This is a genomic window from Mesorhizobium sp. M0663, assembly GCF_040320585.1.
Lineage (GTDB): Bacteria > Pseudomonadota > Alphaproteobacteria > Rhizobiales > Rhizobiaceae > Mesorhizobium.
Genome location: NZ_JAMYPX010000010.1, coordinates 1 through 22465 on the forward strand (window position 1 = coordinate 1; position 22465 = coordinate 22465).

Below are 22465 nucleotides of genomic sequence, written 5' to 3' on the forward strand. Positions count from 1 at the left end.
CGGTCCTCGCGACCTTCATGCCGAAAACGACCGCCGTAATATGGATGCCAGCGGTAATGAAACTCCACCATCTGCCCGACATGGGCAGAATGACCCTGCGATGTATGCCGACCGCGATATTGATCGACAGGCCAAGCTGCACCAGCACATAGCAGCCAATCGGAAAGGCAGCCACCACCAGCACCTCGCCCGCCGCTTCGGCCAGCCGCCGAAGCTCGAAGGATGTGTCGGAGCCCCAGCCGCGCCTGTAGGCGAAGATGGCGACCGTGATCATCATCAGCACGGTCATGACCACGCCGGGCAGGATGCCGGCCATGAACAGCGCGCCAATAGAGACATTGGCCATCATGCCGTAGATGACGAAGGGCAGCGAAGGCGGGAAGATCGGTCCGAGCGTGGCTGAAGCGGCGGTAACCCCGACCGCGGCGTCGATAGGATAGCCGTGATCCTTCATCGCCTTGATCTCGATTGTGCCGATGCCAGCGGCGTCGGCGAGCGCGGTGCCCGACATGCCGGAAAAGATCACCGATCCGATGATGTTGACCTGCGCCAGGCCGCCTTTCATCCAGCCGACCAGGGCAAGGGCGAAGGAATAGATGCGCCCGGTGACGCCGGCGATGTTCATGAGGTTGCCGGCCAGGATGAAGAAGGGCACGGCGAGCAGCGGAAAGCTCTCCACCCCGGCGATCATGCGCTGGGCTGCGATGATATCGGGCGCGACGCCGTAGATGACGAGGTAAAGGATCGAGGCGGCCGCCATCGAAACAGCGACCGGCACGCCGATGAGCATCAGGACAAGAAAGCCCCCGACCAGAAGCAGCATCGCTCAGACCCCCGCTGTCTCGAACGCACCGGGACGCTCGAGTACCGAATAGCCGCGCCGGTAATTGCCGATGAAGACCTGGATCGAGCGCAGAAGCATCAGCACGAAGCCCGCCAGTACGGCGTAGAAGAACCAGCGCCGCGGCAGGTTGACGGTGACCATGCGCTCATGCGCCACGATCGTGACGTAGCGCCACATCAGCCAGGATCCGTAGGCGAAGAATGCGATGCGGATGATATCGACGGCGAGCGCCAGCCAGCGGCCGACACGCTCCGGCAGATAGTGGTAAAGCACGTCGACGTGGATATGGCGCGAAAGGCGCACGCACATGGCGGCGCCGAGAAAGACAACGACGACGAGCGCGTTGATGGCGATCTCCTCGGTCCACGCAAAGCTGTTGTTCAGCGCATAACGGGTGAAGAACTGCAGGAAGACACAGGCGACCATGCCCCAGAACACGGCAAGCGTAATCCAGTCCTCGATGCCGTGGTCCGACAGGTCGACGCGTATCGGCACCTCCTCGAAGGCGTGCGCAATCTCTTCGACGGTGATCTCGGTGTGGTGTTCCTCGGCCATCGGCGCGGGCTCCCGAAGCTGGTGGATCGTTAAGGATTGGCAAGGCCGTCCGGCGCAATTTGAAGCCGGACGGATAGGCAGGTTAAAGCGGCGAATCCGATTGCCGCCCTATCCTCTTGATTGAGCATCCGGTTTCCGATGCTCTACTTGATAGCGCGGATCGCTTCCCAATCGGCCTTGTTGTAGCCGAACTCCTCGAAGGTGACCTTCTCCAGCACATTCTTCTCGAAGTCGGCACGGTCGACATCCGTTACGGTGATGCCGCGGTCCTTGAATACCTGCACCAGTTCCTTTTCGCGGGCGACGATCTTTGCCGTGGCGCGGGCGGCAGCCTCCTGCATCACCTCGGTGAAGATCTTCTTGTCCTCGTCGGAAAGCGAGGCCCAGCGCGACGCCGATATGATGGTGTTGAGATGATCGACGATATGGCCAGTGAGCACGATGTTCTTCTGCACCTCATAGAATTTCTTCGCCTCGATGGTGGTCAGCGGGTTCTCCTGGGCCTCCACCGTGCCGTTCTGCAGGGCCAGGTAGACCTCAGCGAAGGCAATCGGCGCGGTGTTGGCGCCGCAGGCACGCGGCATGGCCAGATAGGCCGGCACGTCGGGAACGCGCATCTTCAAGCCCTGCATGTCGGAGCATTTGGCGATCGGACGGTTCGAGGTGGTCTGCCGCGTCCCGTAATAGGTGGTGGCGGCGATATGATTGCCGGTCTTGTCCTCATAGCCCTTGGTCAGGGCCTTGTAGACGTCGCTCTTGGTGTATTTCAGCAGATGGTCGGCATCACGGAAAGTATATGGGAAATAGGTGACGCCGATCGGCGGATATTCGCGCGCCGCGAAGCTCGATCCGGAAATGATGATATCGACGGTGCCGAGCATCAGGCCCTGGTTGATGTCTGCTTCCTTGCCGAGCTGCGAGGCCGGATAGACGTCGATGGCGTAGCGGCCCTGGGTGCGCTTCTTGATCTCGTCGGCCGCCCACACGGATTCGGTGTGGAAGGGCTCCGTCGTCTCGTAGACATGCGCCCATTTCAGGACCGTTTCCGCCGAGGCCGACGCCATGGGTATGGCAATTGCGGCGATCGCACCGAGCAGAACTGCGTATTTTCTCAGCATCTAATTCCTCCCTGGTTGAACTTGACGGCCGGATCTCCCCCCGGCCAACTGCTATTCCGCAACCTCCTTGGCTGCGGCTCTCTCATCGAAATTGCGTGAGAATCTGATTTGCGACTGGCGCAGATGCTGCTGCATGGCGGCCTTGGCCCGCTCGGGGTCGCGCGCGGCAATTGCATCGCGCACGGCACGATGTTCCTTTGCCGCGACCTGCCAGGAATCGCTGGTCTCGAAATAGATCGACAGGCGTTCGAAGTACGGGTTCATGCGCTGGTCGAAAAGCTCGCCGATGAAGCGCACCAGCACCGCGTTCTCGAGAATGCCGGCGACAGCGGTGTGGAATTCCCGGTCGAGCGCAATGGTCATCTTGTTGGGGTGACGCATGGCCTCCATCCGGCGCAGCACGTCGTCGAGCCGTTCGATATCTGCAGGCCGGACATGGAGGGCCGCTTCGGCGGCGATCGCGCCTTCGACGAATTCGCGCGCGCGCAACAGCTCGAACGGGCCTTCCTCGACTTCGGGTTCGGAGGCGGCGGCGCTCGGCGGATCGGTGACGTAGATACCCGAGCCGACGCGGATACGTATGCGGCCTTCGACCTCCAGCGCTATCAGCGCTTCACGGACTGTCGGGCGGGAAATTCCGAGCTGGTCGGCCAGATCCCGCTCGGTCGGCAGGCGGTCGCCGACGGAAAACTCGCCGGCATCGATCAGCTGCCTGAGCTGATCGGCGACCTGTCGGTAAAGCCGGCGTGGTTCAACGGCCTGGATCGGCATGCGCGTTTAGTTCCCTCCCGGGCCAACCCTGGTACATTGGTCTGACCCATTGACCGCAGCTTAGACAGAGGATGCGGAGAGTCAAGCTCGATAGAACCGCGGCCCGCACAACCGGAACGCGGCGGCATTGCGCAAGCATTCCATGCGTCAGCGCCGTCCCCCGCGAATGACCAGGACGTTCCCGGCGGCGACGAGGACGAGCCCGGCGATCGCGTAAGCGGTCCAGGCATAGCCTTCCAGCGCCGTAGAGATCAAAAGCGCAAAGACGGGAAATATGACGGTCGCATAGCCGGCGCGGGCGCCGCCAATGCGTCCGAGCAGCGTCAGGTAGGCGGCGAAAGCCACGACGGTCGATATGACGGCGAGGAAGACCAGCGAGCCGATATAAGAGGCGGTCGTCGCGAACACGAACGGCTCACCAAGCAGGAAGGCCAGGAACGCCGACCACAAAGTGCCATAAAGCATGCCCCAGGCGCTCGTTGAAACGAGCGGCAGGCCGCGGCGCTGGTTTGCGACGGAGACGAGATTGCCGGCGCAGAAGCTCAGCGTGCCGCAGAGGCACAGAAGAAGGCCCACCAACGTGCCGCCGGAAAGCCCGTTGGCGGCGATTTCGGGAAAGAACATCAGCGCTATTCCGGCGAAGCCGATGGTGCCGCCGGCGAGAATGCGCGGCGCCGGGCGCTCGCCGACGACCAAGGCACTGAGCAGCATGTTGATGACCGAGGCGAGCGAGAAGACGACCGAGAGCAAGCCGCTGACGAGATAGCCGGCGCCGTAATAGAAAAACAGGAAGTTCGACGAGAAGATGAGGATGCCGAGCACAGCAAAGCGCAAATGATCGGTGATCGGAAAGCGGAGCCGCCGACCGGAAAAGCCCGCCCAGGCAAACATCAGCAGCGTGGCGATGGCGAAGCGCCAGACCAGATTGACCTCGTTCGACACACCGCTGCCGACCTGAAGTTCGATCGCGAACCACGATGCGCTCCAGGTAATGACCGTCAGCGCGTAAAGCCCGTAGTCGACGGGTTCGAAGGGGCGGTCGCGCGTCGTCATGCGCATTTCCACGTTAGCCGGCTCCGGGGCGCCGTTTGGTTCTCTTGTTACCGACATGCTGGCCAAGACCCTTCCGCTCACAAGACGCTTACAGACCGATTGTCCTCCTTCGCCGCTTCTGAACCCAGAAGACGAGACCGAGCAACAACAGGGCCGGGATGGCAAACCAATAGCGCGATGGCCGTTCCGCAGGGACTAGCACCTGGTTGATTTCGTCGCCGGGCTGCAGGCCGAATTTGGCCGCCTGGCTGCCCAGTCGCACGACGCCGACCGTCACGCTATCGCCAAGCGCACTGACGTCCAGGCCCGCCGCCTTCAGGCGTTCGGCCGATGAATTTGCAGGCCCGAGCTGCAGTCGAACCAGCTTCGATATCTCATCGCCGTTGAGGTTCAGTGTCGTCAGGCGCAAGCGAACCGCGCCTCCCTCGGCGGTCTCGTCGACGATACGGCTGAGTTCGGTGGCGGGTACTGCCCGATACGGTTCACTCACCTGATCGAGCAACAATCCCGGCCTGAACAAGATGAAACAGGCCGCAAGCAACGCAATCGTCTCGTACCAGCGGTTGCGCACGAGCATCCAATTCTGCGTCGCTGCTACAAACGAGACCATGGCCAGCGTCGATGTCACCACCATCGCGACGAAATCGAACGGACCTTCGAGATCGATCATCAGCAGTCCGGTGTTGAAGATGAAGATGAACGGCAGCAGGCCGGTACGGATCTCGTACTTGAAGCCCTGAATGCCGGTCTTCACCGGATCGGCGCCGGAAATTGCCGCAGCAGCATAAGCCGCCAGGCCCACTGGCGGCGTCACGTCCGCCATCAGCCCGAAATAGAAAACGAACATGTGGACGGCGACCAGCGGCACGGCAAGATCGTTCTGCGCCGCCAAATCGACGATGACCGGCGCCATCAAGGTGGCGACCACGACATAGCTTGCAGTGGTCGGCATGCCCATGCCGAGAATGATGCAGATCACCGCGGTGAACAAAAGCATGACGATGAAGCTGCCGCCCGAGATGAATTCGACCAGCTCGGTCATTACCAGCCCGATGCCCGTGAGCAGAACCGTGCCGACGATGATGCCGGCCGTCGCAGTGGCAATGCCGACCGTCGTCATGTTGCGTGCGGCGGCGGACAGCCCACCGACCAGATCGTCGAAACCGTGAAGCCAATGCTGCGCCAGCGCGCGGTCCTTGCGGAAAAAGGCGGTGAGCGGCCGCTGCGTGACGATCAGCGCCATAAGGGCGACAGCGCCCCAGAATGCCGACAGGCCGGGCGACAACTCCTCCACCATTAGGCACCAGATCAGCAGGATCACAGGCAGCAGAAAATGTAGGCCGGTGCGCGCCGTCTCGCCGAAGTGGGGAATCCTGACGATCTCGCCCTCCAGATCCTCCAGCGGCAGGTCGGGATAACGCGCCCGGTAGGCGACAAGGCCGATGTAAACGGCGATCAGCGCGGCAGTGATCATCCAGGTCGCGGCCGCGCCGAAAACGATCTTCGTCCAGCCAATGCCGTAATAGACAAGCCCTGCGAGGATGATGAAACCGCATATGCCCATCAGCCCGCGCAGCGCACCCTGAAATGCGGAGTGCGTGCTGCGTGACGGCAGGCCCTTCATCCCCGTCTTCATCGCTTCGATATCGACGATGTAGAACAACGAGCCGTAGGTCAGCAGCGCCGGATAGAAGGCGTGCTTGACCACCTCGGCATAGGAGATGCCGACATATTCCGCGATCAGGAACGCGGCCGCGCCCATCACCGGGGGCATCAACTGACCATTGACGCCGGCCGCGCATTCGATGGCGCCGGCTTTCACCGCAGAATATCCGACGCGACGCATCAGCGGGATGGTGAAGGTTCCGGTGGTCACGACATTGGCGATCGACGAGCCGGAAATCATGCCGGTCAGGCCGGAGGCGACGACACCGGCCTTGGCCGGACCGCCGCGGTATTTGCCGAGCAGCGAGAAGGCAAGCTGGATGAAAAAGCCGCCGGCACCGGCGCGCTCCAGCAATGTTCCGAACAGAACGAACATGAAGACGACATTGGTGGACACACCGAGGGCAACACCGAAGACCCCCTCCGACGTCAGCCACATCTGCGAGGCTGCGCGCGATAACGTCGCGCCCTTGTGGCCGAGCAGGCCAGGAAGGTGAGGCCCGGCGAAGATATAGATCAGCATGATCGCCGCGATGACGGTGATGGCAGGCCCGACGGCGCGACGGGCGGCCTCGAGCAGGATGAGGACGCCGGCGATCGAGACGACCAGGTCAGCCGTAGTAGGAAGGCCCGGCCGATGGGCGATATCGCTGTAAAAGACCAACAGATACAGGGCGGACGCCGCCCCGGCGATGCCTAGCACCCAGTCGGGCAGCGGCACCCGGCTGCGCGACGAGGTCTTGAAGGCCGGAAACGTCAGCATCGCCAGAAACAGGGCGAAGGCCAGATGGATGGAGCGGGCGATGCCGTCGCTGACGACACCAAAATTGAGCATGAACGGAAGGGGCGAGGCATACCAGAGCTGGAACAGCGACCATGCCAGCGATACGCCGAGGATCAGCTTCGCGGTGCGGCCGGTCGGCTTGCGCCCACCGGTGTCGGCCTCGGCGACGATCTCGCTAAGCTTGTCAATGTCGATAACGGGTTGGTCAGGCCCTGCCGCCCGCTGGCTTTGATCTGTCATCGTTCCCCACAATTATTTGCGATGCGAGGCGCCTGTGGCGCCTCGCATTGAAGGCCTCAGAGCCAGCCCTTCTCCTTGTAATAGCGCTCCGCGCCCGGATGCATTGGCGCCGACAGACCGGTCTTGATCATCTCCTTGGGATCGAGATTGGCGAAAGCCGGATGCAGTTTCTTGAAGTCATCGAAATTTTCGAAGACCGACTTCACCAGTTCGTAGACCACCTCATCGGGTGTGCTGGCATTCGTCACCACTGTCGCGCGGACGCCGAATGTCGTCACGTCGTCCGGATTGTTGGCGTACATGCCGCCCTTGATGGTGGCGACTGAATAGTACGGATGAGCTGCCAACAGCGCGTCCACTGCCGGACCGGTCAGCGGGATGAGTTTGGCGCCACAGGCCGTGGTCGGATCCTGGATCGCGGCGGAAGGATGACCGACGCCGTAGAAGAAACCGTCGATCTTGTTGTCGCACAGCGCGCTGCCCTGCTCGTCCGCCTTCAGCTCCGCGGCAAGCGAGAAATCGCCGAGCGTCCAGCCCATCTGCTTCAGCAACTCCTCCATGGACGAGCGGGTGCCTGACCCGGGATTGCCGACGTTGAAGCGTTTGCCTTTGAAATCCTCGAATTTGGTGACGCCGGCGTCCGGCCGCGCCAGCACGGTGAACGGCTCGGGATGGACGGAGAACACGGCCCGCAGATCCTTGAACGGCTTGCCGTCGAAATTTCCGGTCCCCTCATAGGCCTGGTATTGCACGTCCGATTGGGTCAGGCCGAAATCGAGGTCGCCGGTCTGGATGGAGTTGACGTTGAAGACCGAACCGCCGGTCGACTCCGTCGAGCATCGGATGCCGGTTTTCTGCCGGTCCTTGTTCATCAGCCGGCAAATGGCGCCGCCGACGGCGTAGTAGACGCCGGTGACCCCGCCGGTGCCGACCGTGACGAAGCGCTGCTCGGCTCCGACGGATGGCAGCGCCAGCAGCATGCAGGCCGCCGCGCCGATCAGGGTTTTCATTGAACTGTACATGGTCGCTACCTCTCTGGTGGGTGTCCCGGCCCGTCGCCGATGACGCGTTGGAACTAGTTGAGGCGGTCCGCGTCGTGCGGGTCAGGCCGCTGAAGCGATCGCAGCGTCGATCGCCTCACCGAGCCGTTCGACGATCCGATCGATATTCTGTTTGGAAATGATGAATGGCGGCGCCACAAGCACATGAACGCCCCGCACACCATCAATCGTCCCGGCCATCGGATAAATCATCAGGCCGCGGGCCATTGCTTCGCGCTTGATGCGGGCGTTGAGTTCAAGCCTCTGGTCGAATGGTTCCTTGCTGGCGCGATCAACCACCAGCTCGATTCCCCTAAATAGACCCCGCCCGCGAATGTCGCCGACGTGATCGTGGTTATCGAAGCGTTGGTGCAGGCGTTCGTCCAGCTGCGCGCCCATTGCGCTGACGTTGTCGAGCAGACCGTCACGCCGGATGACCTCCTGCACGGCAAGGCCGGCCGCCGCTGCCATTGGATGGCCCATATAGGTATGCCCATGCTGGAAGAAGCCCGAGCCTTGGGCAAAGGCATCGAAGATATGCCGGCCGAGCAGCACCGCGCCAATCGGCTGGTAGCCACCGCCGAGTCCCTTGGCGATGGTCAGCAGGTCGGGAGCGATGCCGTCCTGCTCGCACGCATGCAGCGTGCCGGTACGGCCCATGCCGCACATCACCTCGTCGAGAATGAGCAGCACGCCGTAGCGGTCGCAAATCGCGCGAATGTGCTTGAAGTAATCCGCGACCGGCGGCACCGCGCCGAGCGTGGCACCCACCACCGGCTCGGCGACAAAGGCGATGACCTCGTCCGGGCCGAGTTCAAGGATCTTGTCTTCGAGCTGCTGGGCGGCGCGCGCCGCATAGGCTTCGTCGCTTTCGCCATGCTTTTGATAGCGATAGGCGTAACAGGGGTCGATATGGTGGGTCTCGATCAGCAACGGCCTGAACTGGGCGCGCCGCCATTCGTTGCCGCCGGTGGCGAGAGCGCCGAGCGTATTGCCGTGATAGCTCTGCCGGCGTGCGATGAGATGGCGCCGTTGCGGCTCGCCTTTCTCGACAAAATATTGCCTGGCCATCTTGAGCGCGGCCTCGACCGCCTCCGAGCCGCCGCTGACTAGATAGACGTGGTCCAAGCCTTTCGGCGCGTCCTCGACCAGCCGATCCGCCAAGCGCTCCGCCACCTCGGTGGTGAAGAAGCTGGTGTGGGCGTAGGCGATGCGGTCAAGCTGGGTGTGCAGTGCAGCGATCACGTCGGGATGGCCGTGGCCGAGACAGGACACGGCCGCGCCGCCCGACGCGTCGATATAGGACTTGCCCTCGGCATCGAACAGTTCGATGCCTTGGCCGCGAATGGCGACCGGCAGCGTCGAGTGGATGGTTCGATGAAGAATGTGTGTCATCGACGGTCCCTCATGGGCATTTTCTTCGGCGGACGTTGGTTCAGATGGGTCTTGAGAGCGGCGCCCTGCTCATCGAAACGTCGCAGCGACTCAACAGCGCCCTCGCCTGCCTGCCCTGCGACAAGAGCACCGAGGACCTCGGCAACGATGAAAGCTGGCGTCATGGTGTGGAAAAAGGACGGGCTGCCGGTCGGCACGACGACTAGGTGATCGGCAAGCAGCGCCAAGGGCGCTACCCCGCTGTCGGTGATCGCAATGACCGGTACGCCGCGGCCGGCAGCGTACTCGACAAGCTCGATGGTGAAGCGCGTGTAGGGCAGGACGCTGGCGGCGATCAGCACGTCGTCCTTGGTCGCATGGGCCAGAGCGTCGCCATCGGTTCCGCCGATGCCGTGCAGCAGCACCGACTTCTCGCCGATCAGTGACAGGATGTAATGCAGATGCCAGGCGACTGCGTGGCTCGAGCGCAGGCCGAGGCAATAGACGCGCCTTGCCGCACTCAGCGCCCTGGCCGTCTCGACCAGACGGTCGATCGACCTGCCTTCGGCGAGATGGGAAAGCTGGCTGGAAATCGAATCCAGAATATCGGCCGCCAGCGCGTGGTCGCCCTTGAGCTTTTGGCTGGCCACCTGAAGGCCCGCCTTGCCGGCGAAACCGATTTCGCCGTCCCGGATCGCGGCGGCGTAGATATCGCGTACCGCCTCGTAGCCATCAAGGCCGAGATGCTGGGCCAGCCGCGTCATCGTCGCCGGCTGCACTCCTGCGTGCCTGGCCTGCTCGCGCATAGACAACAGCGCGACATCATACGGCTTATCAAGGACATAGCGCGCAGCGGACCGAAGCTGCGCCGACATACCGTCGAAGGCAGTGACGATCTGTCCAGCAAGCTCTTCCTGGTCCATGGATATTGCTAGCTCGCCAGACCAGCGATTGCAACGTCTGTTTCAGTGTGATCAAAGACTGATTCATATGCATCTTGTCACTTACAGAACGTTCCCATGAAGCCGCCCCATGGTCTCGACCGCATCGCCATAGCCGTCGCCCCGAACGGGGGACGTCGCAGCAAGGCCGACCATCCGGCGATTCCGCTGACACCAGCCGAACTTGCGAGGACGGCCGCGGAATGCGCCGATGCCGGTGCGGCTATGATCCACGTTCATGTCCGTGACAGAAGCGACAATCATCTGCTCGACGCCGACGCCTACCGCCAGGCGATCGCCGCCATCCGCGGTGCTGCCGGCGACCGCTTGGTAATCCAGATCACCTCCGAAGCGCTCGGTATCTATTCGCCGGCCCAACAGATGGCCGTCGTACAAGATGTAAAGCCGCAAGCTGTCTCCCTGGCGCTTCGCGAAATCGTTCCTGATGCCGGATCGGAACTCGCCTTCGTGCGCTTCATGGCCTGGCTGCACACCGAGGGGGTTGCGCCGCAGATCATCCTCTATTCGCCCGAGGAGGCCGTCAGGCTTTCGGACATGCAGCAGCGCGGACTGATCCCCTGGGCAAGCATACCGGTTCTCTACGTGCTGGGCCGCTACACGCCGGGACAGACGTCCGTTCCTGCCGATCTCTTGCCATTCCTTGCGGCGAACATGCCGCGCTTCGACCATTGGAGCGTCTGCGCCTTCGGCCGCAACGAAGCGGCGTGCGTGACCGCCGCCGCGTTGCTTGGCGGCCATGTCCGGGTCGGCTTCGAAAACAATCTTTTCCTTCCGGACGGCAGCATAGCCTCGTCCAACGCCGAACTGGTAGCGACCGTCGCACGCATACTCGCCGACTGCGGCGTCAAGATCGCCTCGGCCGCCGAGTTGGCGGCTCAATGGAACGCGCCGTTTCGTTCCATATGACAAACCAAAGCCTATTTTCGGCGGCAAGCTCGCGCAAGGCATAGAGAGGCGGCTGCAATGTCATCGCCACGGAAGAACGACGTGTCCCCGCCCGCGGCGCGGCGATTGCAACAACAGTGCCGGTCGTTGTAACCATTCCGGCCGCTTGATTTTGGAGGAGACGCAGCATGGACCGATTCACCGGCGGTTGCCTGTGCGGCAACGTCCGAATTATCGCGTCGGGGCGCCCATACCGGGTCGGCCTTTGTCACTGTCTTGACTGCCGCAAGCATCATGGCGCCCTTTTTCACGCTTCCGCGATTTTTCCTGAGGATGCGGTGACGATCGACGGCGAAACACGCGACTACGCCGGGCGGTTTTTCTGTCCCCGCTGCGGCTCCTCCATTTTCGGACGCACCGCAGACGAAATCGAAGTAAACCTAGGGTCGCTTGATGCGCCTGACCAACTGATGCCAACCTACGAAAGCTGGATCATCCGACGCGAGTCCTGGTTGCCGCCGTTTCCGCTCACCAGACGATACGAGCGCAATCGTGACGCCACGGGTCGCTTTGAGGAATAGGTCGCACGAACGGTGCCGAGGAGGCAACGACATCAGAACACGGATTTTCAGGGACCGCCTGCTCACGCCGCTAAAAATGTGAACTTGCATGTTTACGAGGTGCGCTGCCTTCATCCACATTGCCCAAGGCATTCGTGAGCGCCTAAGGCGACCCGTGACAGCCAAGGCGCCGTTACCTTAGAGGAGGACCGCAGGGGATGGGATTCATCGTCGCCGCGATCTTGAAGTAGGCTTTGTACAGAGCGCCGCGTTCAATGCTGGCCGTTTGGGAGGTCACGCCGGAAGACCGGCCTTGCGGAAGCCATCAATGAACTGCTCAAGCAGCGCAGCGTCATGGAATGGCTCTGACGTGGTGTCCAGTGGCCCGCCGCCTCGAAACGATGATCACAGGCTAGTGGTCGCGGCGACAATCAACCCGCCCAAGACGGCAACATTGATGGTGAAGCCGGTACGAAGCGCTTCGCATTCATCACCGCTGTAGCGCCAGAAGTTGAGCGCCATGAAAGACGCCGCAATGGTGAATACGGCCAAGGCCGCGCCGGGAAAGGGTCCACCAAGGCCCGTTGCTAGGCAAAAGCCGCCTGCAATCTCCAGCACCGATCCGGCCGCGAGAAGAGGCCTGGGAGCAGGAAAGCCCCGCTCGGCCAGGGACGCTGCAACCGCCCGGAACCTGAGGAAATGCTCGGCGCCCGCCCAGATAAAGACGCCGCCGAGCAAAACCAATCCGAGGTGGTGGAAGAACGCGATCATTCCTTGCTGCCGTCCTCGGTGTAAACCGCAAGCTCGTAACCATCCGGGTCCGCGAAATGGAAGCGCCTGCCGCCCGGGAATCCATAGATCGGCCTGACGATCTTGCCTCCCGCCTGCTCGACCCGCTTGACCGTTCCCGGCAAATCATCTGCATAGAGGATGACGAGCGGGCCTCCTCCGGACCTCGCTGGGCCAGCGGCAAAGCCACCTGACAAGCGCCCGTCGTTGAACTCGCAATATTGCGGGCCGTAGTCGGTGAAGGTCCAGCCGAAGGCCTTTCCGTAGAAGTCGCGTGACCGCTGAATGTCTTTCACGTTGAATTCGACGTAGTCGATCCGTTGATCGTTGTTGTTGCTCATGACGCATACCTCTCGTGTGATGTACGACGCCGAAAGATAAGCACGCATCTCGCTTGCCGGATTGAACGAAACGGCCATCGACGTATGAGCCGCACACGGCGCTGCCGATGGCGATGCACGTAGCATCACCCCTCACCTGCCCTCTTCCTTCCGGCCGGAAGAAAACAACCGATTCTTGCAACCGTTCTCGATTGGCAGACGTTGTCGGTCGTGCAGATTCTTGTCTCGAGCGACGGCGGGCGCAGCCACTGCGTCGTAGGTTCACCGCCGGTAGTCCGAAGAGGAGCGAGATGAGCGATCCCGTCCCAGCGCAGGCAACGGGTTCATTTCAGCAACGTCCAGCGTCGGCGCGGCTTCGCGGGAGCTTTGCTTCGGTGTGGGTGCATCGAATGGACCCGGCGGGCTCACCGCCGATCGTCATCATGCCCGACGCAACGATCGATTTGCAATGGATCGGAGGCAGCTTCCGAATTGCTGGCCCTGACAAGGAGCCGCAGACCGCGGTTCTGGCGGCAGACGAGCTCGTGAGCGGCGTGCGCTTTCATCCTGCCACGGCGGCGGCATGGCTCGGCGTGCCGCAAATCGAGCTTGTCGGCCAGAGGCTGTCGCTCGACGATTTATGGGGAGCGCGAGCCCGGCGCCTCGCCAGCCGCGTGCGCGCTGGTGACAATCTCGAGGATCTGGCCTGCTCGCTCCAACAGGTCGTCGCCGAGGAGGCGGCCTCCCACGCGACAGACGTTCCCATGCAGGCGGCATATCGCTTGATTGAGCGCGGGCCGCCACCCGACGCGCCTCTCATCCCTTGGTTGATGCGCGCGCTCGAGATGAGCGAAAGGACGTTGCGCCGGCGCTTCGACACGAGCTTCGGCTATGGCCCCAAGACGCTTGACCGTATCCTCCGCTATCAGCGCTTTCTGCGGCTTTCGAGCCGCTCCAGCAGCTCCACCGCCATGCTGGCGGCCGAGGCGGGCTATTCCGACCGGGCGCATCTTGTCCGCGAGAGCCGCCGCCTGACGGGAAGCACCCCGCGACAGATTCATCATCTGCTGCACAGCGAGTGAAACCTCGGCGCGTTCTTCGACTTGGCGGCACCCTTTTGGCCGTTTTGTTCAAGTCTTCACTTTCGCCCGACTTTATCCTGGTGTTTCCCACAACCAGAGGAGACGGCCATGAAACCGCGCATTTCGGTTTTGACCATCGCTGTCGCCGACCTCGAGAGTTCTCTCGCGTTCTATCGCGAGGGTCTCGGCTTGCCGACGGAAGGGATCATCGGCCGCGAGTTCGAGCATGGCGCCGTCGCGTTCTTCACGCTGTCCGGCGGGTTGAAGCTCGCGATCTGGGCTCAGGATGACCTCGCCTACGACACCGGCCTGCCCAAGGCGCCGATTACCTCGACCTCGTTCACGATCGGCCACAACGTTGTGCGCCGCGAAGAAGTAGATCAGGTGATGGATGAGGCCGCCCGCGCCGGCGCCGAGATCATCAAGCCTGCCCGGGACACGTTCTTTGGCGGATATGCGGGATACTTCCGCGACCCGAACGAACATCTATGGGAGGTCTGGAACGCTGCCAACATACCGAGTTAGGATCCTTTTTAAGGGCGGCGCGGGCCTGCAGTCTCGAACCGCGTTAGTCATCGCCGGTGCCGGCAAATTCTGTCGGCATCGGGTTGGCGGCCATGCTTTCCTTGGCAACGAGGCCAGTTCGACGGCAGGCCACCGGGCACAATCTTAAGCGCTGACTATGTTGCTCTATCCAGATTCGCCTCGCCTGCATGGCGCATCATGCGGCGGAAGCTCATTGAGATATGCGCCCGCCTTATGTGCCCGATGGACTCCCAGTCGCCGATTTCGGCCGCGGCAAGGACCTCTTCCATTTCGCGGCGGAATGCGGTGAATTCCTCGACGAGGCCCAATTGCGGCATCAGCTTCAGGACGACGCGCGCGACCTGAAAATACAGGCGCTCGCTGATCTCGCGCAGTGGCTGGTTGCCGGTCATCGCCGTGAGCTCGTAGAAAAAATCCATGTTGAGGCGCAGGAAAGCGCGCTGGTCGGGATTGAGTATATCGGAATCGCAGCGCGCGATGAGCGCCCGTATCCGGTCAAGATCGTCCGCCGTGCGCGGAATCGGCGAAAGCTTGCCGACGAGGAGCGCCAGTTCCAGGCGCAGATGATAGACCTGCTGCAATTCCTCGATGTCGACGTCGGTGACGATCGTGCCGACGCCGTGGACGGATTGAACCAGACCCTCGGATTCAAGGCGCGCCAGGACGCGCCGGACCGGCGTGCGGCTGATCTCGAATTCTTGGGCAAGTTCTTCCTCGGACAGGTGGCTTCCCGGCGCATAATCGAGCAGGCAGATGCGGTCGCGCAATATCCGGTAGATGCGCTCGAACCGCTCCCGCGCGGAGAGCGGACGCGGCGGCGCGGCGGTCACCGTCGTGGGCGGCTTGGCCTCTGTCTCGATCGTCACCCAGCCTCCAGGACAGCGTGCAGGAATTGCCGTGTCCGCTCGTTCTTGGGAGCACCAAACAGTTCGCTTGGCGGTCCCTGCTCGCAGATCTTGCCTTGATAGAAGAAACAAACGCGGTCGGAAAACTCCTTGGCGAAGCCCATCTGGTGGGTGACCATCAGCATGGTGAGATCATGCTCGCGCCCGATCTGCCTTATCACCTGCAGCACTTCGCCGACAAGCTCCGGGTCGAGCGCCGAGGTCACCTCGTCGAACAGCATGATCTTGGGCCGCATTGCCAGCGCCCTGGCGATGGCGACGCGCTGCTGCTGGCCGCCGGAAAGCTGTGACGGATAGTGGTCCTTCTTCTGGGCCAGACCGACCAGCTCCAGGAGCTCGGCCGCCCTTGCCTCGGCGTCCGCCCGCTTCATGCCGAGCACCGTTATCGGCGCCTCGATGCAGTTCTGCATCGCCGTCATATGCGGAAACAGGTTGAACGACTGGAACACCATGCCGATCTTGGCGCGGATCTTGCGGATGTGGGCGAGATCGGCGGGAACAAGCTTGCCGTTCCTCTCCATATGGGTCAGCGGCTCGCCTTCGACCCAGATGACGCCGTCATTGATTGTCTCCAGCGTCATCAGCATGCGCAGCACAGTCGTCTTGCCCGAACCCGACGGACCGATGACCGAGACTTTTTCGCCGCGCGCTATTTCGAGATTGAGCCCATCGAGAACGGTTAACGTGCCGTAGCGTTTCGATACATTGTCGAAGCGGACCATCGGTTGTTCCGTCATCGCGTGGTCCTCCGGTTGAGCAGCCCTTCGAGGGAGCGGATGAGCGCCGCCGAAACCAGGCTCATGGCAAGGAAAAACAGGCCGACCAGCGTGATCGGCTCGGTGTAGCGGAACGTTTCGGAGCCGATGATCTTGGCGGTCTGCATCAGTTCCATCACGGCGATTGCGGAAAGCAACGGCGTCTCCTTGAACAAGGCCACCAGATAATTGCCGAGCGCCGGAACGATCGGCGGGATCGCCTGCGGAATGATGATGTCGCGGAACGTCGTCCAGGACGAGAGATTGAGCGCGATCGAAGCTTCCCACTGGCCGCGATGGATGTTGTCGAAACCGGCGCGATAGACCTCGGAGCAATAGGCGGCGTAGTGGATGCCGATGGCCAGCACCCCGGCGGTGAAAGCGTCGAGCACGACACCGAATTTCGGAAAGACGAAATAGAGAAAGAATATCTGGATGAGCAGCGGGGTCGAGCGGATCAGCTCGACCAGCACCGAAATCGTCCAGCTGGTCCATGGCACGGCGATGCGGACAACGGCCAGCACCAGGCCGAGCGAGGCGGCAAGCGCAAAGCCGATCAGCGTCGCTTCGATGGAAATGACGGCGGCGCGGGCAAGCACCGGCAGGATTTCCAGGGCAAATCCCCAATCCCAGATCATGCCGCCTTCCCCCGCGCCAGTCCGAGCGACGCCCGCCTTTCGAGAAGCCGCATGCCGATGGTCACAACCAGCGACATTGCCAGGTACATCAGAAGGACGAGGGTGAAGATCGGAATGGTCTTGAACGTGTTCTGGTTCATTTGCTGCGCCTTGAAGGCGAGATCCGAAAGCGTGATCAGCGAGACCAGCGCCGTCGATTTCAGAAGCTCGATGAACAGATTGCCCCAGGGCGGGATCATCGCGACAAAGGCCTGCGGCAGAATGATCCGGCGCAACATCTGCGGGCGGCTCATGTTCAATGCCGTACACGCTTCCCACTGCCCGCGGGCGACGGACAGGATCGCGCCGCGCACGCACTCCGATCCGTAGGCGCCGACATTCAGGCCGAGCGCGAGCACCGCCACAACGAATGCGTTGATCGTGACGCCGAATTGCGGGAGCACGAAAAACAGCCAGAACAATTGCACCAGTGCCGACGTTCCGCGGAAGATCTCGACGTAAACCGTGGCCAGCCATCTGAGCGGCGTCGGGCCATACATCCTTGCAAGTGCTGCAAGCACGCCCATGATAATTGCGAGCAGGCTGCCGAGGACGGCGATCTCGACCGTCAGGACCGCGCCTTGCAGCAGCCCCGGCATAAACACTTGATATGATTCCTGTGTTGCCAAGGCACCGATCACGACAAGCGCGATGACCAGCATGGCAACGAGCGTACGGATACCCATGCGATTCCCCCAAGGAAAAAGGGCGGCGCTTTCGCGCCGCCAGCAGTTGGGAACCTATTTGCCAGCGCAGAGCTCTGCGGTGGTCTTGTTGGGCAGATAATCCTTGCCGAAGCCGAGTGGCTCGACCAGCGCGATATGCTCCGGCGAACCGAGGAACTTCTTCAGCTCGGCGTTGAAAGCCTCCTGCAGGTCGGTGTCTTCCTTGCGGAAGCCGAAGCCGCCATGACCTTTTACCGATTTGCCGGCGACCTCGCCGAAGGGCTTGGTCGATTCGACGCCGTCGGCTTTCTTGGCCATGTCGGCGATCGAAAGAGCGGTCAGCGCGGCTGCATCGGCGCGGCCCGACTGGACGGCGGCGACCAGGCTTGACTGGTCGGGCAAGGAGACGATCTGCCCACCGGCAACGCCCGCTTCCTTGGCGAAGCCGCCTTCGACGGCGCCGGCCATCACGGCAAGCTTGAGATCCGGATTGTCCTTGATGCTGGAAAAATCCTTGATGCCTTTCGGATTGCCTTTTGCCACCAGCATAGCCTCGCCGATGCCGTAGGACGGCTCGGAGTAGTTGATCTCGGCGCAGCGCTTCGGAGTGATGAACATGCCGGCGGCGATGATGTCGAAGCGGCCGGCCTTGAGACCCGGAATGAGCGAGCCGAATTCGGTCAAAACACCGTCGACCTGCGGTATGCCCATCTTGGCGAGCACCGCCTTGGCGACTTCAGGGGCCTCGCCGGTCAGCTTGCCGTCTGGCGTGGCGTAACCGAACGGCGCCTCGTTGGCGAAACCGACGCGGATGTAGCCGTCCTTCTTAGCCCGTTCGAGGGTGGTTTCCGCGTGAGCGGACAACGACGTCAATGACGTCGCGGCGAGCGCGATGCAGGCAGCCGCCTTCACGACCATACGGCGCGATATCGATGATTTGAGCATGCTTTTCTCCCATTGGACAACTGTGGATGGTTCCCAGGGCGCGGCCTTCTTCGAGGTCGACGCCTGCTAGATCAGACGTATACAACTGCCCTAGACATTTCGCAAGCAGAGATATAGAAACCATGAAAATTCGGCGATAATTCGCAGTTAGCCAGCAAATTGACGTCGAGTTGTGCACAATTTGGCCTAGTTGCCATTTACAAAAGGCAAACGGCGTACCTGGAAGGCAGGATTTCGGTGGCGACCGCGAACGGCTTCGGGACATTCACGCAAGCGGAGTATGGGCAGCGCCTCGCCGGCGTGAAGACACGCATGCAAAAAGCCGGCTTCGATCTCATCGTTTGTCAGGATCCCGCCAACATGTGCTGGCTGACCGGCTATGATGGATGGTCGTTCTACGTTCCGCAGTGCGTGCTCGTCCATCTGGAGGAAGACCGGCCGATCTGGTTCGGCAGGGCACAGGATGCCAAGAGCGCACGCCTGACCACCGGCCTGCCCGAGAAAAACATCGTGCCGTTCTCGGAAGGGTTGGTGCAACAGCCCGTCGAACACCCTTATGACGAACTCGCCCAACTGATCCGGTCGCGTGGTTGGGGAAAAGCCCGCATCGGCGTCGAGATGGACGCGCATTATTATACGGCGCGCTGCCACGCCCATCTGATCCAAGGGCTGCCCGACGCGCACTTCGCCAACAACCACGATCTCGTCAACTGGGCGCGGCTGGTCAAATCCGAGGCCGAGCTGGTGCTGATCCGCGAGGCGGGTGCGATCTGCACGCATGCCATGAACCGCGCCATCGAGAAAATGCGGCCCGGTGTGCCTCAGAACCATGTCATTGCCGAAATCTATCACGCGCAGATCATGGGGGTGCCCGGAGCGGGCGGCGACTATGCCGCGATCTGTCCGCTGATGCCCGTTGGCGAGGGCACCAGCACGCCGCATCTGACGTGGTCCGACGCGCCGCTGCCGGACAGCGGCCTCGCCATTCTGGAGATCGCCGGCGTGCGCCGCCGCTATCATGCGGCGCTGACCCGGACGGTACATTTCGGCAAGCCGCCGCAAGCCATCCTCGACATGGCCAAGGTGATCGTCGAGGGCGTCGACGCTGGCCTCGAGAAGGCGCGCCCCGGCTACACCGCCGAGGAGGTGGAAGCCGCCTGGCAGGCAGTGTTGAGGAAGAACGGGCTGAAGAAGGAAAGCCGCGTCGGCTATCCGGTCGGGCTCGCATACCCGCCCGATTGGGGTGAACGCACCGCAAGCCTTCGTCCCGGCGATACTACCGAGATGCAGCCTGGGATGTGCTTCCATTTCATGGCCGGCGTCTGGCTCGATGATTTCGGCATCGCCATCTCGGAATCGTTCGTCGTCACGGAACGCGGCGGCGAACGCCTCTGCGATGTGGCGCGCGAACTCATCGTCATCGACTGACATGGCGGCCGGGAAAGCGGCTGCCGAAAAGAACCATGCCCGCCACCAAGCCGGCAACAAGCACGAGGACGCCCGATGGACCGCAATCCGTTTTCCGAAGCCGAAATCGCCGGCCGCCTTGCCAAGATCCGTACTGCACTGGCCGAGCGCGAGCTCGACGCGGCGGTCTTCGCCTCGCCGGAGAACGTCTTCTATCTCACCGGGCTCGATCACTGGGGGTATTTTGCCCCTCACCTGTTGATCGTTCCGCTCCAGGAAAGACCCGTCCTGGTCACCCGCGCGATGGAAAAGGTAACGATCGAGAAGCAGGTGAAGGCCGCGGAATTCCGTGGCCACTCCGACAGCGAAACGGCGGCCGATCTTGCCGCGCGGGTGCTTGCGGAGCTCGGCCTGTCGGGCAAGCGGATCGGCCTCGAATACTGGACGGCTGGCCTTAGCCATGGGCTTGCCGTGGCACTCCAGATGCAAGCCGATGCCAAGTGGAGCGACGTGTCCGGTCTGATCGACAAGATGCGACGGGTGAAGAGCGCCGAGGAACAGGTGCTGATGCGGCGCGCCGCAAAGGTGACGGACGCCGCCGCCGGTGCCGCGATCGCCGTGATCTCGGATGGCGCTTCCGAACAGGAGGTCGCCGCCCAATGTGTTGCGGCAATGATCCGCGCCGGCGGTCATGCGCCGGGCTTTGGACCGTTCATCCGCCCGGCCGCGCGCTTGGGTGAAGAGCACACGACCTGGGGCGACGGGATCTACCGCAAGGGCGAGCCGGTCTTTGTCGAACTGTCCGGCTGCATCTCGCGCTACCACGCCCCGCTCGGCCGGCTCGTTCGCATCGGCCGCATCAGCGATGAAGACGCCAAAATGGCGGAGGTGACCGCCAAGGCCTTCAACGCCGTCGTCGAGGCGCTGCGGCCGGGCGCCAAGGCGCGCGATGTCTACGCCGCCTGGCAGGCCGTCGCCGACGCGGCCGGTCTTTCCCACTATCGCCGCCATCACTGCGGTTACCTTGTCGGCGCCGGCCAGCCGCCGTCATGGACCGGCGGCAATTCGGTGACCGGCTTGCGACACGATTCCGACCTCGAGATCGAAACGGGGATGAGCTTCCACATCCTGTCATGGCTGATGGGAACGGGTCGTGGCAATGACTTCGTCTCCAACACGGTGCTTTTGACCGACGCGGGCGCCGAAGTGCTCACCCGCACGCCGGCCGGCACGATCGTTCGATAGGCCCGCACGCATGGCGCGCTACTCGGCACTCTCGATTTTCCGCAACGCGCTCGCCGGCCAGAAGAATTGGCAGCGCGCCTGGCGTGCGGCGGAGCCAAAAGCGTCTTATGATGTGATCGTCATCGGCGGCGGCGGACACGGCCTCGCCACCGCCTTCTACCTCGCCGAGAACCACGGCATCCGTAACGTCGCCGTACTCGAAAAGGGCTATGTCGGCGGCGGCAATGTCGGCCGCAACACCACCGTCATCCGCTCCAACTACCTGCTCGACGGCAACACCCAGTTCTACGAATTCTCGATGAAGCTCTGGGAGGGCATGTCGCGGGCGCTGAACTTCAACGTCATGTTCTCGCAGCGCGGCCAGCTCGTCACGGCGCATTCGGCCGATCAGCTCGACGGCTTCAGCCACCGCGCCAATGTCATGCGGCTGAACGGCATCGATGCCGATATCCTCGACCGGGAAGACGTGCGCCGGCTGGTGCCTTATCTCGACTTTTCCGACACCGCCCGCTTCCCGATCCATGGCGCCATCTTCCAGGGCCGGGCGGGCACGGCGCGCCACGACGCCGTCGCCTGGGGCTATGCGCGCGCCGCCGACGGCCATGGCGTCGACATCATCCAGAACTGCGAAGTGACAGGCTTCGTCCGCGACGGCGACAGGATCGTCGGCGTCGAAACGACGAAAGGCCGGATCGGCGCCGGCAAGGTCGGCCTCGCGGTCGCTGGCCACACGTCCGTGCTCGGCGCCAAGGCCGGGCTTGAACTGCCGATCGAAAGCCATGTGCTGCAAGCTTTCGTCACCGAGCCGCTGAAGCCGCTGGTAGATCACGTCGTCGCTTACGGCGCCGACCATTTCTACGTCAGCCAGTCCGACAAGGGCGGGTTGGTCTTCGGCGGCAATCTCGACAGCTACAATTCATACGCCCAGCGCGGCAATCTCGGCGTCGTTCGCGAGGTGGCGGAGGCGGCGATTGCATTGATGCCGTGCATTTCGCGCGTCCGCCTGCTGCGCCACTGGGGCGGCGTCATGGACATGACTCCCGATGCCAGCCCGATCATCTGCCCGACGCCGATCGACGGCCTCTATCTCAACGGCGGCTGGTGCTATGGGGGCTTCAAGGCGACGCCGGCTTCCGGCTGGTGCTTCGCCCACACGATCGCCACCGGCAAGCCGCATCCCTTGATCGCGGCCTACGGGCTCGATCGTTTCCGCACCGGCCACACGCTCGATGAGGCCGGCGTCGGCCCCTCCGCCTGGCTGCAATAGGAGGCGGGACA

23 protein-coding genes are annotated in these 22465 nt (G+C 62.6%); 7 read left to right on the top strand and 16 right to left on the bottom strand.

The window, feature by feature from the left end; all coding sequences use genetic code 11:
• From NKI54_RS18560 to NKI54_RS18600, 9 genes are all read right to left on the bottom strand, one after another.
• Nucleotides 1-823 (bottom strand): TRAP transporter large permease subunit (locus NKI54_RS18560; RefSeq protein ID WP_352692125.1); only part of this gene is annotated, 823 nt, incomplete at its 3' end.
• A 3-nt stretch (nt 824-826) separates the two neighbouring features.
• Nucleotides 827-1399, bottom strand: a complete 573-nt coding sequence (locus tag NKI54_RS18565; protein WP_352692126.1) for a TRAP transporter small permease — start codon at nt 1397-1399, stop codon at nt 827-829.
• A 143-nt stretch (nt 1400-1542) separates the two neighbouring features.
• Complete coding sequence (locus NKI54_RS18570; protein WP_473553546.1) at nt 1543-2517, bottom strand: sialic acid TRAP transporter substrate-binding protein SiaP; 975 nt, start codon at nt 2515-2517, stop codon at nt 1543-1545.
• Nucleotides 2518-2568: 51 nt separating this feature from the next.
• Nucleotides 2569-3288, bottom strand: coding sequence for a FadR/GntR family transcriptional regulator (locus NKI54_RS18575; protein WP_352452148.1), 720 nt, complete (start codon nt 3286-3288; stop codon nt 2569-2571).
• Between the two features lie 147 nt (nt 3289-3435).
• Nucleotides 3436-4341, bottom strand: a complete 906-nt coding sequence (locus NKI54_RS18580) for a DMT family transporter (RefSeq protein WP_352692127.1) — start codon at nt 4339-4341, stop codon at nt 3436-3438.
• Nucleotides 4342-4429: 88 nt separating this feature from the next.
• Nucleotides 4430-7030, bottom strand: a complete 2601-nt coding sequence (locus NKI54_RS18585; RefSeq protein WP_352692128.1) for a TRAP transporter permease — start codon at nt 7028-7030, stop codon at nt 4430-4432.
• 56 nt (nt 7031-7086) lie between these two features.
• On the bottom strand, nt 7087-8040 hold the full coding sequence (locus NKI54_RS18590) for a TAXI family TRAP transporter solute-binding subunit (RefSeq protein WP_023674270.1): 954 nt from the start codon (nt 8038-8040) through the stop codon (nt 7087-7089).
• Nucleotides 8041-8133: 93 nt separating this feature from the next.
• Entirely contained in the window at nt 8134-9465 is a 1332-nt protein-coding gene (locus NKI54_RS18595) for an aspartate aminotransferase family protein (protein ID WP_352692129.1), read from the bottom strand.
• A complete protein-coding gene (locus tag NKI54_RS18600; protein ID WP_023674268.1) occupies nt 9462-10367 on the bottom strand; it encodes a MurR/RpiR family transcriptional regulator in 906 nt (301 codons plus the stop codon). Before NKI54_RS18600 ends, NKI54_RS18595 begins: the two co-directional genes overlap by 4 nt.
• Nucleotides 10368-10463: 96 nt before the next feature.
• Between NKI54_RS18600 and NKI54_RS18605 the strand changes: the two genes are divergently transcribed.
• Complete coding sequence (locus NKI54_RS18605; protein ID WP_023674267.1) at nt 10464-11312, top strand: beta-keto acid cleavage family enzyme; 849 nt, start codon at nt 10464-10466, stop codon at nt 11310-11312.
• Nucleotides 11313-11479: 167 nt separating this feature from the next.
• Nucleotides 11480-11872: a GFA family protein gene (locus tag NKI54_RS18610; RefSeq protein ID WP_352692130.1), complete on the top strand. Its 393-nt coding sequence runs from the start codon at nt 11480-11482 to the stop codon at nt 11870-11872.
• Nucleotides 11873-12256: 384 nt separating this feature from the next.
• Here NKI54_RS18610 and NKI54_RS18615 read toward each other — a convergent pair whose 3' ends face one another.
• A complete protein-coding gene (locus NKI54_RS18615; RefSeq protein WP_352576589.1) occupies nt 12257-12622 on the bottom strand; it encodes a DoxX family protein in 366 nt (121 codons plus the stop codon).
• Nucleotides 12619-12981, bottom strand: a complete 363-nt coding sequence (locus NKI54_RS18620; RefSeq protein WP_031211108.1) for a VOC family protein — start codon at nt 12979-12981, stop codon at nt 12619-12621. Before NKI54_RS18620 ends, NKI54_RS18615 begins: the two co-directional genes overlap by 4 nt.
• Nucleotides 12982-13271: 290 nt before the next feature.
• On the opposite strand from NKI54_RS18620, the gene NKI54_RS18625 reads away from it, so the two are divergent.
• Nucleotides 13272-14042, top strand: a complete 771-nt coding sequence (locus NKI54_RS18625) for a helix-turn-helix domain-containing protein (protein WP_352692196.1) — start codon at nt 13272-13274, stop codon at nt 14040-14042.
• 108 nt (nt 14043-14150) lie between these two features.
• Nucleotides 14151-14567: a VOC family protein gene (locus tag NKI54_RS18630; RefSeq protein ID WP_352692131.1), complete on the top strand. Its 417-nt coding sequence runs from the start codon at nt 14151-14153 to the stop codon at nt 14565-14567.
• Between the two features lie 155 nt (nt 14568-14722).
• Here the strand turns inward: NKI54_RS18630 and NKI54_RS18635 are convergent, their stop codons facing one another.
• The 5 genes from NKI54_RS18635 to ehuB are packed head-to-tail and all read right to left on the bottom strand — an operon-like array spanning nt 14723 to nt 18535.
• Nucleotides 14723-15454, bottom strand: coding sequence for a GntR family transcriptional regulator (locus NKI54_RS18635; RefSeq protein WP_023674261.1), 732 nt, complete (start codon nt 15452-15454; stop codon nt 14723-14725).
• Entirely contained in the window at nt 15451-16230 is a 780-nt protein-coding gene (gene ehuA, locus NKI54_RS18640) for an ectoine/hydroxyectoine ABC transporter ATP-binding protein EhuA (protein ID WP_023717024.1), read from the bottom strand. Before ehuA ends, NKI54_RS18635 begins: the two co-directional genes overlap by 4 nt.
• Nucleotides 16227-16886 carry an ectoine/hydroxyectoine ABC transporter permease subunit EhuD gene (ehuD, locus tag NKI54_RS18645; protein WP_023674259.1) on the bottom strand — a complete coding sequence of 220 codons (660 nt, stop codon included), beginning with the start codon at nt 16884-16886 and terminating at the stop codon, nt 16227-16229. The genes ehuA and ehuD overlap by 4 nt, the downstream gene beginning before the upstream one ends.
• Nucleotides 16883-17611, bottom strand: a complete 729-nt coding sequence (gene ehuC, locus NKI54_RS18650; protein WP_352455831.1) for an ectoine/hydroxyectoine ABC transporter permease subunit EhuC — start codon at nt 17609-17611, stop codon at nt 16883-16885. Before ehuC ends, ehuD begins: the two co-directional genes overlap by 4 nt.
• 54 nt (nt 17612-17665) lie before the next feature.
• Nucleotides 17666-18535 (bottom strand): ectoine/hydroxyectoine ABC transporter substrate-binding protein EhuB, encoded by an 870-nt coding sequence (ehuB, locus tag NKI54_RS18655; RefSeq protein WP_023717021.1) that lies wholly within the window; start codon nt 18533-18535, stop codon nt 17666-17668.
• A gap of 237 nt (nt 18536-18772) precedes the next feature.
• Between ehuB and NKI54_RS18660 the strand changes: the two genes are divergently transcribed.
• The 3 genes from NKI54_RS18660 (at nt 18773) to NKI54_RS18670 (ending at nt 22454) form a co-directional block, all read left to right on the top strand.
• Complete coding sequence (locus NKI54_RS18660; RefSeq protein ID WP_352692132.1) at nt 18773-19963, top strand: M24 family metallopeptidase; 1191 nt, start codon at nt 18773-18775, stop codon at nt 19961-19963.
• 75 nt (nt 19964-20038) lie between these two features.
• Entirely contained in the window at nt 20039-21187 is a 1149-nt protein-coding gene (locus NKI54_RS18665; protein WP_352692133.1) for a M24 family metallopeptidase, read from the top strand.
• Nucleotides 21188-21197: 10 nt separating this feature from the next.
• On the top strand, nt 21198-22454 hold the full coding sequence (locus tag NKI54_RS18670) for a sarcosine oxidase subunit beta family protein (RefSeq protein ID WP_352692134.1): 1257 nt from the start codon (nt 21198-21200) through the stop codon (nt 22452-22454).
• Nucleotides 22455-22465 lie beyond the last annotated feature (11 nt).